The organism is Pseudomonas sp. WC2 (assembly GCF_050586545.1).
Classification (GTDB): domain Bacteria; phylum Pseudomonadota; class Gammaproteobacteria; order Pseudomonadales; family Pseudomonadaceae; genus Aquipseudomonas.
The window spans coordinates 172,554-190,898 of sequence record NZ_JBOBDR010000008.1 but is presented as its reverse complement, the minus strand read 5'-3'; the positions used below and the strand labels follow the sequence as shown (position 1 = coordinate 190,898).

The window sequence follows — 18,345 nt, the reverse complement described above, 5'->3', positions numbered from 1 at the left end:
CTTGCACGATTGAAACACTGATAATTGAAAAACTGATACTCGTGATTAGCGAGCGCTCAAGTCCAGGAGCTTCTGCAGATATTGTCCATAACCGGTTTTTTTCAATGCATCAGCCTGAGCGCCCAGTTGCTCAGCAGTTATCCAGCCGTTGTGATAAGCAATCTCTTCCAGGCAGGCCACTTTCAAGCCTTGTCGCTGTTCGATGGTATGGACGAAATGGCTCGCTTCCAGCAGTGAGTCATGAGTCCCGGTGTCCAGCCAGGCAAAACCGCGCCCCAGCATCTCGACATTTAGAGTCTTGCGCTCGAGGTACGCGCGATTCACGTCGGTAATTTCCAGCTCGCCACGTTCCGAAGGCTTGATGCCCTTGGCGATCTCGACAACATCATTGTCGTAGAAATACAGGCCGGTTACCGCGTAGTTGGACTTGGGGTTCAACGGTTTCTCTTCGATACTCAGCGCGCGACCACTCTTGTCAAACTCGACAACGCCGAAACGTTCCGGATCGGAGACGTGATAGCCAAAAACGGTCGCACCCTTTTGCTGGGTGCTCGCCGAACGCAGATTGTCCGAGAAATGCTGACCGTAGAAGATGTTGTCACCCAGAATCAGGCAGCAAGGATCCTCACCGATGAACTCTTCGCCAATGATGAACGCCTGTGCCAGACCATCCGGGCTCGGTTGTTCGGCATAGGTGAGTTTGATCCCGTAGACACTGCCGTCGCCCAACAGCTTGCGGAAACAAGGCAAGTCTTCAGGCGTGGAGATAATCAGAATCTCGCGCATGCCGGCGAGCATCAATACCGACAGCGGATAAAAGATCATCGGCTTGTCGTAGATCGGCAACATCTGCTTCGAGACACCCAGGGTCAACGGGTGCAGGCGCGTGCCCGAGCCACCGGCGAGGATGATGCCTTTACGATTTGTCGTGGTCATTTGTTGAGAACTTCCCTAAGCATTCGGGTTACGCCACTTTGCCAATCCGGCAAGTGTAGAGAAAAATTGTCGCGTAGCTTCTGAGTATTCAAACGTGAGTTCAGAGGCCGACGCGCGGGTGTCGGATAAGCAGCCGTATCGATCGGACTGATCGTCTCGACGGCGAGCTGCTCACCGTTATCTTGAGCAAATGCAATTACATGGCTGGCATAACCATGCCAGGAGACTTCACCTGCGGCTGCCAGATGATACAAGCCTGCCAGCTCGGGCCGCTGCAACACCTCGCGGATAGCCAACGCGGTGACATCGGCAATCAGATCAGCCCCTGTCGGTGCTCCGATTTGATCGGCGATGACGCTGAGTGTGTCGCGATCTTTGGCCAGACGCAGCATGGTCTTGGCGAAGTTATTGCCTCGAGCGCCGTAGACCCAGCTTGTCCGGAAGATCAGATGCTTGCATCCGGACGCAGTGATGGCTTGCTCACCCGCGAGTTTGCTTTCGCCATACTGATTGACCGGAGCAACTGCATCGGTCTCCTGCCAAGGTGTGGTGCCGTGGCCACTGAAGACATAATCGGTCGAATAGTGAATCAGCCAGCCACCCAGAATCGCAGCTTCCTCGGCCAAGAGCCGACTCGCCTGAGCGTTTACCCGGTCAGCCAACTCGCTTTCCGATTCAGCTTTGTCAACAGCGGTATACGCTGCCGCGTTGACAATGATATCGGGGCGGATTCGACGAATAGTTGCACGCAGCGCATCCAGATCGGACAGGTCACCACAAAAACCTTCAACGGCATGGCGATCAAGTGCGATCAACTCGCCAAGCGGGGCAAGGGAGCGTTGCAGCTCCCAACCTACCTGGCCATTTTTGCCCAGCAGGAGAATCTTCATGCCTTGTTCATGCGATCTGCGTAGTTCTGGTCGATCCACTGCTGGTAGCTGCCGCTCTTGACGTGAGCAACCCACTCAGTGTTGTTGAGGTACCACTCGACGGTCTTGCGAATACCGGTTTCGAAGGTTTCTTCAGGCGTCCAGCCAAGTTCACGCTGGATCTTGCTGGCGTCGATCGCGTAACGCACGTCGTGACCAGGGCGATCCTGAACATAGGTAATCAGGCTGGCATGCGGGCGATGTGCCGAGTCAGGACGCAACTCATCGAGCAACGCACACAGGGTATGCACCACTTCGATGTTTTGTTTTTCATTATGACCGCCAATGTTGTAAGTCTCACCGATTACACCTTCGGTCACGACTTTATACAAAGCACGGGCGTGATCTTCGACATACAGCCAATCGCGAACCTGATTACCTTTGCCATAAACAGGCAACGGCTTGCCTTCCAGCGCATTAAGAATGATCAGCGGGATCAGTTTCTCAGGGAAGTGGCAAGGACCGTAGTTGTTCGAGCAGTTGGTGACCAACGTCGGCAGGCCGTAAGTACGAGCCCAGGCGCGAACGAGGTGATCGGAGCTGGCCTTGCTGGCCGAATAAGGCGAGCTAGGCTGATAAGGCGTGGTTTCGGTGAAGAGGTCTTCCGGACCTTCTAGGTCTCCGTAAACTTCGTCAGTCGAAATATGATGGAAGCGGAAGTTGGCTTTACGCGCATCATCCAGCGCAGCCCAGTAATGGCGTGCAGCTTCCAGCAGCGTGTAGGTACCGATGATGTTGGTCTGAATGAACTCGGACGGACCGGTGATCGAACGATCGACGTGGGACTCGGCGGCCAGGTGCATGATGGCATCTGGTTGGTGCTCACGCAGAACACGATCGATCTGATCACGATCACAGATGTCGACGCGCTCGAACACATAGCGCGAATCACCGCTCACTTCAGCCAGCGACTCAAGGTTACCGGCATACGTCAGCTTGTCGACGTTGACCACGGCGTCGGTGGTATTGGAAATGATGTGACGGATGACTGCCGAGCCAATGAACCCGGCGCCGCCGGTAACTAGAATTTTCACGCGAAACCATACCCTTGAGCTGCGGACAGCGCCATCAACGAGCGCGGTCTAATCCATGAATGCAAAAGCCTCCATTTACGAAGCTTCTGTCAGAGTCAGTCTGAATCGATGTGGGAATATGCCACTATCGAACAAGGGACGCATTTTACAGCTTAATGAATCTTTTACTAATGGATATAGACAGGTTGAGGCGCAAATTCGACAGACGCCCTGTACCTGTCGCTTTCAGGCAAGGCGCTTGCGCGCTGCTTTGGACGAACGCCCCAGAAACAGGCCAAGTATCGGGCCGAAGATCATACCAAGGAGCAAGGCCAGCACTACGACCAGCGATACTGGAAGCTCAGGTCCTGCCCAACCCAGAAACAGCAAAGAAACTGACTGCTGGTTCTCAAGCACAAAGGCCAGGATCGCCAACACCAATAAAAGAATAAAAACGCCAATTAGTATGCGCTTGAGATTACGCATTAGCGTCTCCCTGATAGTCAGCAGCGAGGATCAAACCCCCTCCTCCTCTTCCTCGTTAACACGATCACGCAGCTCTTTGCCCGGCTTGAAATGCGGGACAAATTTACCGTCGAGGCTAACCGACTGGCCAGTCTTTGGATTGCGACCAACGCGCGGTGCACGGTAGTGCAAAGAGAAGCTGCCAAACCCGCGGATCTCGATACGATCACCGGTGGCCAGACATTGGGACATTTGTTCAAGCATGGTCTTGATGGCCAGCTCCACATCCTTGGATGAGAGCAGCCCTTGATGGGTGACAATTCGTTCGATCAACTCCGACTTCGTCATATTTTTCCCTTCTTTTTCAAGCAGCTAGATCAGCGCTTGAAAGGTTTTAGCACGCCCGGAAGATTTTGAACAGCCCAGGGATTGACATATCTTCCACAGCATCTGGACGCCCATTTTCAGGGCGCCATACCAAGCCGGAAGACCGCAGATCTAGCGGCACATCACCAGCATGGTGCGGGTTACGAAGCCCGCGGGATTAAAGCCAAAAGGATAATCGTCTTCATCCTTGGCGTCGTCAGAGCGCGTAATGACCTTATAGCCGGAACCCTTACACTCCTTGGCCGCGCGTTTTTGGCACTTCTCCCAGCCAGAGCCCAGCCCCGAACAGTCAATCTCGATCCCACTGACACCACGCACCGCATGAGATTTGGCGCTCGTGGTACATCCCGCCAGCGCAAGCACTGCAACGAAGACAATAAACTTGTTCATCCACTTCCTTATGCCAGGCCAAGCCCGGCGACTACGTACCTGAAATCAAGCTTAGTCGCGAATAGGCGATTGATCCGGTTAAAGAAACAGACATCCCGGGAAATGGATTGGTTTCACTACCCCCTCCATTTCAGGAAAACGCAATCGCCGATCAGTAAATCGCAGGCACAAAAAAGGGCGACCGAAGTCGCCCTTTTTCATGATCAAGCAGAACTTAGTTCTGTTTGGCCATTGCCTGGCGCAGCAGTGCCGCCATGGTGGTGTCGCCAGTAGGAGCTTCTTCAGCCTTCAGGCTTTGGATAGCTTCTTTCTCTTCAGCATCGTCTTTCGACTTGATGGAGAGCTGGATTACGCGGCTCTTGCGGTCAACGCTGATGATCTTGGCTTCTACTTCCTGGCCTTCTTTCAGAACGTTACGCGCGTCTTCAACGCGGTCACGGCTGATTTCGGAGGCTTTCAGAGTCGCTTCGATATCGTCGGCCAGAACGATGATGGCGCCTTTGGCGTCAACTTCTTTCACAGTGCCTTTAACGATGGCGCCTTTGTCGTTCTCTTGAACGTACTCGGAGAACGGATCGCTTTCCAGTTGCTTGATACCCAGGGAGATACGCTCGCGCTCTGGGTCAACCGACAGGATAACGGTGTCCAGCTCGTCGCCCTTCTTGAAACGACGAACAGCTTCTTCGCCAACTTCGTTCCAGGAGATGTCGGACAGGTGAACCAGACCGTCGATGCCGCCGTCCAGACCAATGAAGATACCGAAATCGGTGATCGACTTGATGGTGCCGGAGATTTTATCGCCCTTGTTGAACTGGCCAGAGAAATCTTCCCATGGGTTAGATTTGCACTGCTTGATGCCCAGGGAGATACGACGACGCTCTTCGTCGATGTCCAGAACCATAACTTCCACTTCGTCGCCGACTTGTACGACTTTCGAAGGGTGGATGTTCTTGTTGGTCCAGTCCATTTCCGAAACGTGTACCAGACCTTCAACGCCTTCTTCCAGCTCAGCGAAGCAGCCGTAGTCGGTCAGGTTGGTTACACGAGCGGTAACGCGAGTGCTTTCTGGGTAACGGGCTTTGATAGCAACCCATGGATCTTCGCCCAGTTGCTTCAGGCCCAGGGAAACACGGTTGCGTTCGCGATCGTATTTCAGAACCTTAACGTCGATTTCGTCACCAACGTTGACGATCTCGGAAGGGTGCTTGATGCGCTTCCAGGCCATGTCGGTGATGTGCAGCAGGCCGTCCACGCCACCCAGATCGACGAATGCGCCGTAATCGGTGAGGTTTTTGACAATACCTTTGACTTGCTGGCCTTCCTGCAAGGATTCCAGCAGAGCTTCACGCTCGGCGGAGTTCTCGGCTTCCAGGACGCTGCGACGGGAAACGACAACGTTGTTGCGCTTCTGGTCCAGCTTGATGACCTTGAATTCCAGCTCTTTGCCTTCCAGGTGCGTGGTGTCGCGCACTGGACGGACGTCAACCAGGGAACCTGGCAGGAACGCACGGATGCCGTTAACGTCGACAGTGAAGCCGCCTTTAACCTTACCGTTGATAACGCCCTTGACCACTTCCTCAGCTGCGAAGGCTGCTTCCAGAACGATCCAGCACTCAGCGCGCTTGGCTTTTTCACGGGACAGCTTGGTTTCACCGAAACCGTCTTCAACCGAGTCCAGAGCAACGTGAACTTCGTCACCGACATTGATAGTCAGATCGCCAGCGTCGTTGTAGAACTGCTCAAGCGGGATGAGTGCTTCAGACTTCAGGCCAGCGTGAACGGTTACCCAGCGAGCTTGGTAATCGATATCAACGATAACACCGGTGATGATGGAGCCTGCCTGAAGGTTCAGGGTTTTTAGGCTTTCTTCAAAGAGTTCCGCAAAGCTTTCGCTCATTTTAATTCCTGTAAATGAGGGCGAAGGATACGCCCATCTCCACACCCCAGACGGTGTGGGTTAGTTTCATATAGAAGAAGCGCCGCAGGACTATGACTGGTCCCCTGTGGCCTTCTTGGTCACCCGGCGATATCGCGAATGGCGATCTCGCTCATGATGCGTTCAAGCACCTGATCGATGGACAACTCCGTGGAATCCAGCTGTATGGCGTCAGCCGCCGGCTTAAGCGGGGCTACCGCTCGCTGGGTATCACGCTCGTCGCGTGCACGGATCTCATCTAGCAGACTCGACAGACTAACACCCTCGACTTTACCCTTCAACTGCAAATATCGACGGCGCGCCCTCTCCTCGGCACTGGCGGTCAGGAAAATCTTCAGCGGTGCATCGGGAAAAACCACCGTGCCCATGTCGCGACCGTCGGCCACCAGGCCCGGCGCTTCCTGAAAAGCACGCTGACGCTGCAGCAGCGCCTCGCGCACAGCGGGCAATGCAGCCACTTGCGAAGCACCCGAACCGACGCTTTCGGTACGAATGACATCGCTGACTTCATCACCTTCCAGAATGATGCGCTGCAACTGACCCTCGGTCGCCGCAATGAACTGAACATCCAGATGAGCGGCGAGTTTCTTCAGCAGTTCTTCATTGGTCAGGTCAACGCCATGGTTATGCGCAGCGAACGCCAACAAACGGTAAAGCGCACCGGAATCCAGCAGGTTCCAGCCCAGACGCTTGGCCAGAATCCCGGCTACAGTGCCTTTGCCCGAGCCGCTTGGCCCATCAATGGTGATGACCGGTGCAATGTTCTTCACGACTGAGCCTCTTGCGCCACACGAATGCCGACCTGCCCGCACAATGCGAGGAAGTTCGGGAACGACGTCGCGACGTTGGCGCAATCATGGATACGGATCGGTGCAGTGGCGCGCAACGAGGCAACGCTGAACGCCATCGCGATACGGTGATCGCCGTGACCGTGCACTTCGCCGCCGCCAATCTGGCCGCCGTCGATGATGATGCCGTCCGGAGTCGGCTGGCATTTGACGCCCAGCGCCAGCAAACCGTCCGCCATCACCTGAATACGATCCGATTCCTTGACCCGCAGCTCTTCAGCGCCAGTCAGCACGGTGCGCCCTTCGGCACAGGCAGCCGCCACGAACAGCACCGGGAATTCGTCGATGGCCAGCGGAACCAGCTCTTCCGGAATCTCGATACCTTTGAGCTTAGCTGCTCGTACGCGCAGGTCAGCCACCGGCTCACCGCCAACTTCACGCTGGTTTTCCAGAGTGATGTCCGCGCCCATCAGACGCAGGATGTCGATCACGCCAGTACGGGTCGGGTTGATGCCGACGTGCTCGAGCACCAGCTCCGAACCCTCGGCGATCGACGCTGCCACCAGGAAGAACGCCGACGACGAGATGTCGCCCGGCACTTCAATGTGGGTCGCCGTCAGCTTGCCGCCGGATTCAACCGATGCCGTAGCGCCTTCAACGCTGACCGGGTAGCCGAACCCGCGCAGCATGCGCTCGGTGTGGTCTCGAGTCGGAGCCGGCTCAGTCACGGTGGTCTTGCCCTCAGCGTACAGACCGGCGAGCAACAGGCAGGACTTCACCTGAGCACTGGCCATCGGCATGGTGTAGGTCAGGCCTTTGAGCGTGTGACCGCCACGAATGGTCATCGGTGGACGACCTTCAGCGGCGGTCTCGATCACGGCGCCCATTTCACGCAGCGGATTGGCCACACGATTCATCGGACGCTTGGACAGCGACGCATCGCCCGTCAGCGTGCTGTCGAATTTCTGCGCCGCCAGCAGGCCGGACAGCAGACGCATCGACGTACCGGAGTTGCCCAGATAGATCGGGCCCGGCGCTGGTTTCAGGCCGTGCAGGCCGACACCGTGGATGGTCACGCGGCCGTGGTGCGGGCCTTCGATGACCACGCCCATGTCGCGAAACGCCTGCAAGGTCGCCAAGGCGTCTTCGCCCTCAAGGAAGCCTTCGACTTCGGTGACGCCTTCGGCCAGCGAGCCGAGCATGATCGAACGGTGGGAAATGGATTTATCACCCGGTACGCGAATCCGACCGGACAGGCGGCCACCAGGTTGAGCCAGGAAGATCAGATCGTTGGAATTCATAGCGTCCACATAGGCCCTGCGGGCCAGGATTTTACTGAAATGCTCGCGGGCAACCCGGGCGCGAGTGAAAACGCCCAACAATTGGTGCCCATCCCCTGCATCGACCGCGTCGCGCAAGGCGTCGAGGTCGCTGCGAAATGTATCGAGTGTGCGCAGGACAGCCTCGCGGTTGGCGAGGAAGATGTCGTGCCACATCACCGGGTCGCTTCCGGCGATTCTTGTGAAATCGCGGAAACCGCCCGCAGCGTAACGGAAGATCTCAAGATTTTCATTGCGCTTGGCCAACGAATCGACCAGGCCGAAGGCCAGCAAGTGCGGCAAATGACTGGTCGCAGCCAGCACTTCATCGTGCCGCTCGACTTGCATGTGTTCGACGTCGGCGCCCAACTCGCGCCACAGACGATCGACCACCGCCAGCGCCGCCGGATCGGTTTGCTCAAGCGGCGTAAGGATCACTTTGTGGCGACGGAACAGCTCGGCATTGGAGGCTTCCACCCCGCTCTGCTCGGAACCGGCAATCGGATGCCCCGGCACGAAACGCGGCGGCATGGCGCCAAATGCTTCGGTCGCCGCGCGCACCACATTGCCCTTGGCGCTGCCGACATCAGTCAGAATCGCTGAGCCCAGATCCATGCTCGCCAACCGCGCGAGGACTTTCTCCATGGCCAGAATCGGCACCGCCAGTTGAATCACGTCAGCACCCTGACAGGCAGCCGCCAGGTCATCTTCGCAGCGATCCACAACGCCCAACTCGACCGCCAGCTTGCGCGATTGCGGATCGAGGTCGACCCCGACCACTTCGCGGCACACGCCGCTTTCACGCAAGCCTTTGGCAAACGAACCACCGATCAACCCCAGACCGACCACCACAAGGCGACCGATCATAGGTGCAGCAGATTGCAGTGCAGTGACATCACCCACGAGCCAGAACCTTGCGCAGCGCTTCGAGGAAGCGGCTGTTTTCCGCCGGCAGACCGATGGTCACCCGCAGGTGGTTCGGCATCCCGTAGTTGGCCACCGGACGCACGATCACGCCTTCGCGCAGCAAACCCTGAAACACAGGAGCCGCTACTTGGCCGAGATCGACACAGATGAAATTGCCTTTGGATTCGATCCAGCCGAGGCCCAACTCACGGAAACCGGTTTGCAACTGCCGCATGCCCGACTCGTTGAGCGCACGGCTTTGCGCCAGATATTCTTCGTCCTTCAACGCTGCGCAGGCTGCCGCCAAGGCGAGGCTGTTGACGTTGAACGGCTGGCGAACGCGGTTCAGCACGTCAGCAACCACCGGGGTCGACAGACCGTAGCCTACGCGCAACGCCGCCAGACCATAGGCCTTGGAGAACGTACGCGACACCAGCAGATTCGGGTAAGCGGCTAGGAAATCCAGACCATCCGGCAGATCACTGCCTTCGGCGTACTCGATGTATGCCTCGTCCAGCACCACCAGAACATGCTCCGGAACATCCTGCAGGAACTCATCCAGCGCTTCAGCGCCGAACCAGGTGCCGGTCGGGTTGTTCGGGTTGGCGATGAAAACAACGCGGGTGTTGGCATCGATGGCCGCGAGCATTGCAGGCAAGTCATGCCCCCAATCCTTCGCCGGCACTACTTTGGCTTGCGCGCCGACAGCCTGAGTGGCAATCGGATACACCGCAAAAGCGTGCTCGCTGAACACCGCATTCAGGCCCGGCGCCAGATAGGCACGCGCGACCAGCTCGAGAATATCGTTGGAGCCGTTGCCCAGCGTGACCTGGTTCAGATCGACGCGGCATTGTTCGGCCAGCAGCGATTTCAGTGCGAAACCATTGCCGTCCGGATAGCGGGTCAGCTCGGCCAGCTCATCGCGGATCGCCGCCAGGGCTTTTGGACTGGCGCCCAGCGGGTTTTCATTGCTCGCCAGTTTGACGATTTTCGCCGGATCCAGATCCAGCTCGCGCGCCAGTTCGTCCACAGGCTTGCCCGGAACGTACGGCGAAAGTTGTTGCACGCCCGGCTGTGCCAGAGCGAGGAAGTTGCCACTCATTTGCTACCGCCCTTAGAGAACTGCTTTCGGGTAGGAACCCAGCACTTTGAGTGCTACTGCTTCCTGACTGATCTTTTCCAAGACACCTTTGATCAACGGATCACGGTGGTGGCCGACGAAGTCGATGAAGAACACATAGGTCCATTTGCCGCTGCGCGACGGACGGGTTTCGATACGGGTCAGGTCGATCCCGTTGTCATGGAACGGCACCAGCAGCTCGTGGAGCGCGCCGGGCTTGTTGCTCATGGACACGATGATCGAGGTCTTGTCGTCGCCGGTCGGCGGCACTTCCTGATTACCGATCATCAGGAAGCGCGTCGAGTTGTCCGGACGGTCTTCGATCTTCTCGGCCAGACGGGTCAGGCCATACAGCCCTGCCGCCATATCACCGGCAATCGCCGCCGAATTCCACTCGCCTTTAACCCGCTTGGCCGCTTCGGCGTTACTCGACACCGCAACGCGCTCGACATTCGGGTAATGCGCGTCCAACCACTTGCGGCACTGGGCCAGCGACTGCGCATGGGAATAGATGCGGCTGATGCTGTCGGTCTTGGTGTTTTCACCGACCAACAGGTGATGGTGAATGCGCAGCTCGACTTCGCCACAGATGACCATGTCGTGCTCAAGGAAGCTGTCCAGCGTGTGGTTGACCGCGCCTTCGGTGGAGTTTTCCACCGGCACCACGCCGAAATTCACCGCACCGGCCGCCACCTCACGGAAAACTTCGTCAATCGCGGCCATTGGCTTGCTGATGACGGCGTGACCGAAGTGCTTCATGGCTGCCGCTTGAGTGAAGGTGCCTTCAGGGCCGAGATAGGCCACTTTCAGCGGCTGCTCCAGCGCCAGGCACGACGACATGATTTCGCGGAACAATCGCGCCATCTCTTCGTTGCCCAGCGGCCCTTGATTACGCTCCATCACGCGCTTGAGCACCTGAGCTTCGCGCTCAGGACGATAGAACACCGGCACTTCGCCTTCGGCCAGCGAGGCCATCTTTACTCGCGCGACTTCCTGGGCGCAACGCGCACGCTCACTGATCAGCTCCATGACTTTGGTGTCCAGAGCGTCAATGCGAACGCGCAGTGCCTTGAGTTCTTGCTCGGACATCAGCCGTGTTCCTTCTCGAATTCAGCCATGTACGCCACCAGCGCGTTGACCGCGGTGATGTCGACAGCGTTGTAGATGGAGGCGCGCATGCCGCCTACAGAGCGGTGGCCCTTGAGGTTGAGCAAACCGCGCTCTTCGGCACCGACCAGGAACGGCTTGTCCAGACGATCGTCGGCCAGACGGAACGGCACGTTCATCCACGAGCGATCCGACTTGTTGATCGGGTTGCTGTAGAGGCCGCTGGCGTCAATGAAGTCGTACAGCGTGCGCTGCTTGACGTCGTTGAGCTTGGCAATCGCGTCGACGCCGCCCTGCTCTTTCAGCCACTGGAACACCAGACCAGACAGGTACCAGGCCAGGGTCGGCGGGGTGTTGTACATCGAACCGTTATCCGCTGCGACTTTGTAGTCGAGCATGGTCGGGCACAGCGAACGCGCCTTGCCGAGCAGGTCTTCGCGGATGATATTGACGACGATGCCGCTCGGGCCGATGTTTTTCTGCGCGCCGGCGTAGATCATGCCGAAACGCGAGATGTCGACTGGACGCGACAGAATGTCCGAAGACATATCAGCAACCAACGGCACGTCGCCGGTTTCCGGGATCCACTGGAATTCCAGACCGCCGATGGTTTCGTTCGGCGCGTAGTGAACGTAAGCGGCGTCTTTCGACAGGTTCCACTCGTTCTGGCCCGGGATGGCGAAATAGTCGTAAGGCTTGGCGGTGGCGGCAACGTTGACGTGGCCGTAGCGCGAGGCTTCTTCGATGGCTTTCTGCGACCAGATACCGGTGTCGATGTAGTCGGCGGAGCCGTTTTCCGGCAGCAGGTTCAGTGGAATCTGCGCGAATTGCTGGCTGGCGCCACCTTGCAGAAACAGCACTTTATAGTTCGACGGGATATTCAGCAGGTCACGCAGATCCTGCTCGGCCTGGGTGGCAATGGACACGAACTCATCGCTGCGATGGCTCATTTCCATGACCGACAGACCCTTGCCGTGCCAATCAAGGAGTTCACCCTGGGCGCGCTGCAGGACAGCTTCAGGAAGCGCCGCAGGACCGGCGCAGAAGTTATAGGCTCGCTTGCTCACATCCAATCTCGCTCTGATTTGGTGGTCACTTAAATCTTTCGGTCTGCGGATGATCGTTCCCACGCTCTGCGTGGGAATGCATCCAATGACGCTCTGCGTCATGGGACGCGGAGCGTCCCGAGCGGCATTCCCACGCAGAGCGTGGGAACGATCCCGTGCAGTGTCGCAAATTTTCAAACAGGACAAATAACAAGGGGGCGAATTCTCATCCGCCCCCTTGGTTGCCCGCTTATTCCTGCGGTTCTTCGTCAGCTGCGGCGTCGAGTTGCTGGTCTTCGCCAGCATCGTCGATCACGACGCTGCCCTCGAATTCCTCGCCCTCTTCACCCTCAAGCTCTTCACCTTCGACTTCCGAAGGTTCCTGAACCCGCTCCAGCCCGACCAGGGTTTCATCCTTGGCCAGCTTGATCAGCGTCACACCTTGAGTGTTACGACCCAGGCTCGACACTTCGTCGACGCGGGTACGCACCAGTGTGCCCTGATCGGAGATCAGCATGATTTCTTCACCGTCCTGCACCTGAACCGCGCCGACCAGACGGCCGTTACGCTCGTTGCTGACCATGGCGATTACGCCCTGACCGCCACGCTTGTATTCAGGGAACTCGGTGATCGCCGTGCGCTTGCCGTAGCCGCGCTCGGAGGCGGTGAGGATTTCGCTGCCTTCTTCCGGAATCAGCATGGAGATCAGCTTCTGCCCTTCTGGCAGACGCATGCCACGCACACCGCGGGCGGTACGGCCCATGGCGCGAACTTCGGATTCCTTGAAGCGCGTTACCTTGCCGCCGTCGGAGAACAGCATGATTTCCTGCTCGCCGTCGGTGACAGCAGCGGAGATCAGGATGTCGCCTTCGTCCAGCTCCAGCGCGATCAGGCCGACGCTGCGCTGACGGCTGAAGGCCACCAGTGGAGTCTTCTTCACAGTACCGTTGGCGGTCGACATGAAGATGAACGGGGCTTTCTTGCGGTCAGCAGCTTTGATACGGGCACGACGCTCTTCGTCGGTCTCGTTGCTGTTTTCGATTTCTTCTACATCAACCTCGACGCCTTCAGCCTCTTCTTCTTCAGCCTGACGCTTCATGGCTTCGAGATCGACCGGCAGCATGGTGGTGATGTATTCGCCTTCGCTCAACGGCAGAAGGTTGACCAGCGGACGACCACGGGCGGCGCGGGACGCTTCCGGAATCTCGTAGGTCTTGAGCCAGTACACCTTGCCTTTGCTGGAGAACAGCAGCAGCGTGGTGTGGCTATTGGCAACCAGCAGGTGAGCGATGTAGTCCTCATCCTTGACGCCGGTCGCCGATTTGCCTTTACCGCCACGACGCTGAGCCTGGTACGCAGCCAATGGCTGGGTCTTGGCGTAGCCACCGTGGGAAATGGTCACGACGCGCTCTTCTTCCGGGATCATGTCACCCAGGGTCAGGTCGAGACGGGCATCGAGAATTTCGGTGCGGCGCTGATCGCCGTATTCGGCACGGATCACTTCCAGCTCTTCGCGGATCACTTCCATCAGGCGCACGGCGCTGTTGAGGATGCGGATCAGCTCGCCGATCTGGTTGAGGATCTCTTGATACTCGGCCAGCAGTTTTTCGTGTTCCAGACCGGTCAGACGGTGCAGACGCAGTTCCAGAATGGCTTGCGCCTGTTCTGGCGACAGGAAGTACTTGCCTTCGCGCAGACCGTATTGCGGATCAAGGTTTTCCGGACGGCACGAATCGGCGCCGGCACGTTCAACCATCGCTACCACGGCCGAGGATTCCCACGGCGTGCTGACCAGCGCTTCTTTTGCTTCCGACGGCGTCGGCGAAGCCTTGATCAGGGCGATCACCGGGTCGATGTTCGACAGGGCAACGGCCTGGCCTTCGAGAATGTGACCACGCTCGCGCGCCTTGCGCAGTTCGAACACAGTACGGCGGGTAACCACTTCGCGACGGTGGCGAACGAAAGCTTCCAGCAGATCCTTGAGATTCAGGATGCGTGGGCGGCCGTCGATCAGCGCAACGATGTTGATGCCGAATACCGATTGCAGCTGGGTCTGGGCGTAGAGGTTGTTGAGGATTACCTCAGGTACTTCGCCGCGACGCAGCTCGATCACGACGCGCATACCGTCCTTGTCGGACTCGTCGCGCAGTTCGGTGATGCCTTCCAGCTTCTTCTCTTTAACCAGCTCGGCGATCTTCTCGATCAGACGCGCCTTGTTCAGCTGGTACGGCAGTTCGGTGATGACGATCTGCTGACGGCCACCGACTTTGTCGATGTCTTCAATGATCGAGCGGGCGCGCATGTAAATGCGCCCGCGACCGGTGCGGTAGGCTTCGATGATACCGGCGCGACCGTTGATGATCGCGGCGGTCGGGAAGTCCGGACCAGGGATGTACTGCATCAATTCATCGACGGTCAGCTCAGGGTTGTCGATGAGCGCCAGGCAACCATCGATGACTTCACCGAGGTTGTGCGGCGGAATGTTGGTCGCCATGCCCACGGCGATACCGCTGGAGCCGTTGACCAGCAGGTTGGGAATACGGGTCGGCATGACCGCCGGGATCATTTCGGTGCCGTCGTAGTTCGGCACCCAGTCCACGGTTTCTTTGTGCAGGTCAGCCAGCAGCTCGTGCGCCAGCTTGGTCATGCGCACTTCGGTGTATCGCATGGCCGCAGCGTTGTCGCCGTCGACCGAACCGAAGTTGCCCTGGCCGTCTACCAGCAGGTAGCGCAGGGAGAAAGGCTGAGCCATACGAACGATGGTGTCGTACACGGCAGTGTCACCGTGCGGGTGATACTTACCGATCACGTCGCCGACAACACGGGCAGATTTCTTGTACGGCTTGTTGAAGTCGTTGCCCAGCTCGCTCATCGCGAACAGTACGCGACGGTGCACGGGCTTGAGGCCATCGCGCGCATCCGGCAGTGCACGGCCAACGATTACGCTCATCGCGTAGTCGAGATAGGACTGTTTCAGCTCGTCTTCGATATTGACCGGGAGGATTTCTTTGGCCAGTTCGCCCATGAGAAGCCTGATTCCTTTTTCTGGTGAAACTTCGTCATATCCATGTGGGAGCAACGAAGCTCGTCGGGGCCGGCCGAGTGCCATGCGCCGACTTACGACAAATCAACACTGGATCGCGGATTTGCGCAGTAAAGACAGCTCCGTGGAGCTGCCTCGGAAAACGCCGGATGTTATCACAAAGGCCGCCACGCACCTATCCCCCAGATGCGCATGGAGCATAGTTAGTTGACCGGTGACAGGCTTAACGGGGACGAGAGAGGCTCAGAGCTTCGTTGAATGCAGAATTGTGGCTCGGTTTGGGGATGTTTATTGACTTTTTGGGCCCCTTCGCGAGCAAGCTCGCTCCCACAAAGTTCTGTGGCGATTACAAAACCTGTGGGAGCGAGCTTGCTCGCGAAACGGTCGACGCAGCATTCAAGCCTGTTAGTGCAGGCGCTTGCGGCACATCAACTGAGCCATTTTCGCGGTATCCGGGCGCTCGACGATGCCCTTTTCAGTGACGATCGCGTCGATCAGGTCCGCCGGGGTCACGTCGAACACTGGGTTGAAGGCTTCAACGTCAGCACCGACACGCTTGCCGCCAACTTCCAGCAGCTCAGCGCCGTCACGCTCTTCAATCGGAATGTCGTCGCCGCTCGCCAGGTTCATGTCGATGGTCGAACTCGGCGCCACCACCATGAAACGCACGCCGTGGTGCATGGCATTCACCGCCAGTTGATAGGTGCCGATCTTGTTCGCCACGTCGCCGTTGGCCGTAATGCGGTCGGCGCCGACGATCACCCAGGTCACGCCTTTGGTTTTCATGATGTGCGCGGCGGCAGAGTCGGCATTCAGAGTGACCGGAATACCTTCGTTGGCCAGCTCCCACGCGGTCAGGCGCGAACCCTGCAGCCATGGACGGGTTTCGTCGGCGTAAACGCGCTCGACCATGCCTTCAATAAAGGCTGCGCGAATGACGCCCAACGCCGTACCGAAGCCACCGGTGGCCAGTGCGCCGGTATTGCAGTGAGTCAGAATCGCCTGAGCATTGCCTTGGTGCTTGCGGATCAGATCGACGCCGAGCTGAGCCATGGTCAGGTTGGCTTCGCGGTCGCTTTCATGAATGGCGATGGCTTCGGCTTCGAGCGCCGCCAGCGGGTCGGCGTTTTCTTTCAAGCGATCCAGACGATCGTGCATGCGACCCAGCGCCCAGAACAGATTTACCGCAGTCGGACGAGAATCCGCCAGCAAGGCGAAATCCTCTTCCAGCGCCGCATACCAATCGCCACCTTCGGCAATCCGCGCCCGCGCCGCGAGTACGATGCCATAGGCCGCACTGATGCCGATGGCCGGCGCGCCGCGCACCACCATCGAGCGAATCGCCTCAGCGACGCCGGCGGCGCTGGTGTAGGCAATCCAGGTTTCCTCGAACGGCAAAATACGCTGATCCAGCAGGTGGAGCGCGCCATCTCGCCAATCGATGGCCTTCACTTTCTCCGCAGCCAACAGTCGATCGCGCATCCCTCACCCCGCACTCATGAACAAAAGCCGCCGATTATAGCGATCCCCCCGCGAAGACGCTCGGGTATACTTCGCCATCCTTTACAAAAGCACTGGAACCGACCCTCGATGCCGAAACCTGCCATTGCGCTCGACTTATTATTGCTGCCGACCTGGCTGGTACCCGTCGAACCTGCAGGCGTTGTGCTCAAAGAGCACGGCCTGGGCATCCGCGACGGTCGCATCGTGTTTATCGGCCCGCGCGCCGAAGCATTGAAGTGTAACGCCACCGAAGTCCGCGAATTGCCGGACGTGCTGCTCGCCCCCGGCCTGATCAATGCCCACGGCCACGCGGCGATGACGCTGTTCCGCGGTCTGGCCGATGATCTGCCGCTGATGACCTGGCTGGAAAACCACATCTGGCCGGCCGAGGCTAAATGGGTCGACGAAGATTTCGTCCGTGACGGCACCGATCTGGCCATCGCCGAGCAGATCAAGGGCGGCATCACCTGCTTCTCGGACATGTACTTCTTTCCGAAAGTCGCCAGCGAACGCGTGCACAACAGCGGCATTCGCGCGCAGATCGCCATTCCGATCCTCGATTTCCCGATCCCGGGCGCCAGCAGCGCCGACGAGGCGATTCGTCAGGGCGTCGAGCTGTTCGGTGATCTGAAGCATCACGAACGGATCAAGATCACTTTCGGCCCCCATGCACCGTACACCGTCGGCGACGAGAATCTGGAAAAAATCCGCGTGATTGCCGAGGAGCTCGACGCCTCGATCCACATGCACGTCCATGAAACCGCATTCGAAGTCCAGCAATCACTGGAGCAACGCGGCGAACGCCCGCTCGCTCGCCTCGGCCGTCTCGGCCTGCTCGGCCCGCGCTTCCAGGCCGTGCACATGACCCAGATCAGCGATGACGACCTGGCGTTGCTGGTAGAAAGCAACACCAGCGTGATCCACTGCCCGGAATCCAACCTCAAACTGGCCAGCGGCTTCTGCCCGGTCGAGCGTTTGTGGCAGGCTGGCGTCAACGTGGCCGTGGGCACCGATGGCGCGGCGAGCAACAACGATCTGGATCTGCTCGGCGAAACCCGGACTGCCGCGCTGCTGGCCAAAGCGGTCGCCGGTTCAGCCACCGCGCTGGACGCCCATCGTGCGCTGCGCATGGCCACACTGAATGGCGCGCGGGCACTGGGCATCGAAGCGCAGGTCGGCTCGCTGGAAATCGGCAAAGCCGCCGACATCGTCGCTTTCGACCTGTCCGGCCTGGCCCAGCAACCGGTGTATGACCCGGTTTCGCAGCTTATCTATGCCACCGGTCGCGATTGCGTGAAACACCTGTGGGTCGCCGGCAAACAACTGCTCGACGACCGCCAACTGACGCGACTGGACGAAGAACAGCTTGGCGCTACTGCCCGGGCCTGGGGCCAGCGCATCAGCGGCCACAGAGAATCGTAAAAACCCCGGAACACACGCCGGGGCTACAGCCTTTT

At 58.5% G+C, this 18,345-nt stretch carries 15 protein-coding genes; 1 reads left to right on the top strand and 14 read right to left on the bottom strand.

Annotated elements, in window-relative coordinates; all coding sequences use genetic code 11:
• Positions 1-45: 45 nt before the first annotated feature.
• From rfbA to mtnA, 14 genes are all read right to left on the bottom strand, one after another.
• Complete coding sequence (rfbA, locus tag ACQ4OE_RS12345) at positions 46-936, bottom strand: glucose-1-phosphate thymidylyltransferase RfbA (protein WP_221729253.1); 891 nt, start codon at positions 934-936, stop codon at positions 46-48.
• Positions 933-1,826 carry a dTDP-4-dehydrorhamnose reductase gene (gene rfbD, locus ACQ4OE_RS12340; RefSeq protein WP_430946786.1) on the bottom strand — a complete coding sequence of 298 codons (894 nt, stop codon included), beginning with the start codon at positions 1,824-1,826 and terminating at the stop codon, positions 933-935. The genes rfbA and rfbD overlap by 4 nt, the downstream gene beginning before the upstream one ends.
• On the bottom strand, positions 1,823-2,899 hold the full coding sequence (rfbB, locus tag ACQ4OE_RS12335; RefSeq protein WP_430946785.1) for a dTDP-glucose 4,6-dehydratase: 1,077 nt from the start codon (positions 2,897-2,899) through the stop codon (positions 1,823-1,825). The genes rfbD and rfbB overlap by 4 nt, the downstream gene beginning before the upstream one ends.
• A 225-nt stretch (positions 2,900-3,124) precedes the next feature.
• Positions 3,125-3,364, bottom strand: coding sequence for a lipopolysaccharide assembly protein LapA domain-containing protein (locus ACQ4OE_RS12330; protein ID WP_430946784.1), 240 nt, complete (start codon positions 3,362-3,364; stop codon positions 3,125-3,127).
• A 30-nt stretch (positions 3,365-3,394) separates the two neighbouring features.
• Positions 3,395-3,691 carry an integration host factor subunit beta gene (gene ihfB / locus ACQ4OE_RS12325; RefSeq protein ID WP_003189779.1) on the bottom strand — a complete coding sequence of 99 codons (297 nt, stop codon included), beginning with the start codon at positions 3,689-3,691 and terminating at the stop codon, positions 3,395-3,397.
• 150 nt (positions 3,692-3,841) lie between these two features.
• Positions 3,842-4,120, bottom strand: a complete 279-nt coding sequence (locus ACQ4OE_RS12320; RefSeq protein ID WP_430946783.1) for a hypothetical protein — start codon at positions 4,118-4,120, stop codon at positions 3,842-3,844.
• Positions 4,121-4,334: 214 nt separating this feature from the next.
• Positions 4,335-6,017 carry a 30S ribosomal protein S1 gene (rpsA, locus tag ACQ4OE_RS12315; RefSeq protein WP_053122458.1) on the bottom strand — a complete coding sequence of 561 codons (1,683 nt, stop codon included), beginning with the start codon at positions 6,015-6,017 and terminating at the stop codon, positions 4,335-4,337.
• A 119-nt stretch (positions 6,018-6,136) separates the two neighbouring features.
• Positions 6,137-6,826 carry a (d)CMP kinase gene (cmk, locus tag ACQ4OE_RS12310; protein WP_064391442.1) on the bottom strand — a complete coding sequence of 230 codons (690 nt, stop codon included), beginning with the start codon at positions 6,824-6,826 and terminating at the stop codon, positions 6,137-6,139.
• Positions 6,823-9,030, bottom strand: a complete 2,208-nt coding sequence (locus tag ACQ4OE_RS12305; RefSeq protein ID WP_430946782.1) for a bifunctional prephenate dehydrogenase/3-phosphoshikimate 1-carboxyvinyltransferase — start codon at positions 9,028-9,030, stop codon at positions 6,823-6,825. Before ACQ4OE_RS12305 ends, cmk begins: the two co-directional genes overlap by 4 nt.
• 28 nt (positions 9,031-9,058) lie before the next feature.
• Positions 9,059-10,171 carry a histidinol-phosphate transaminase gene (gene hisC, locus ACQ4OE_RS12300; protein WP_430946781.1) on the bottom strand — a complete coding sequence of 371 codons (1,113 nt, stop codon included), beginning with the start codon at positions 10,169-10,171 and terminating at the stop codon, positions 9,059-9,061.
• 12 nt (positions 10,172-10,183) lie between these two features.
• Complete coding sequence (gene pheA / locus ACQ4OE_RS12295; protein ID WP_007908404.1) at positions 10,184-11,278, bottom strand: prephenate dehydratase; 1,095 nt, start codon at positions 11,276-11,278, stop codon at positions 10,184-10,186.
• Positions 11,278-12,363 carry a 3-phosphoserine/phosphohydroxythreonine transaminase gene (gene serC, locus ACQ4OE_RS12290; RefSeq protein ID WP_122592070.1) on the bottom strand — a complete coding sequence of 362 codons (1,086 nt, stop codon included), beginning with the start codon at positions 12,361-12,363 and terminating at the stop codon, positions 11,278-11,280. Before serC ends, pheA begins: the two co-directional genes overlap by 1 nt.
• A 229-nt stretch (positions 12,364-12,592) precedes the next feature.
• Positions 12,593-15,367, bottom strand: a complete 2,775-nt coding sequence (gene gyrA / locus ACQ4OE_RS12285) for a DNA gyrase subunit A (protein WP_430946780.1) — start codon at positions 15,365-15,367, stop codon at positions 12,593-12,595.
• Positions 15,368-15,790: 423 nt separating this feature from the next.
• Positions 15,791-16,867, bottom strand: coding sequence for an S-methyl-5-thioribose-1-phosphate isomerase (mtnA, locus tag ACQ4OE_RS12280; protein WP_053122467.1), 1,077 nt, complete (start codon positions 16,865-16,867; stop codon positions 15,791-15,793).
• 108 nt (positions 16,868-16,975) lie between these two features.
• On the opposite strand from mtnA, the gene ACQ4OE_RS12275 reads away from it, so the two are divergent.
• Entirely contained in the window at positions 16,976-18,310 is a 1,335-nt protein-coding gene (locus ACQ4OE_RS12275) for a TRZ/ATZ family hydrolase (protein ID WP_430946779.1), read from the top strand.
• Positions 18,311-18,345 lie beyond the last annotated feature (35 nt).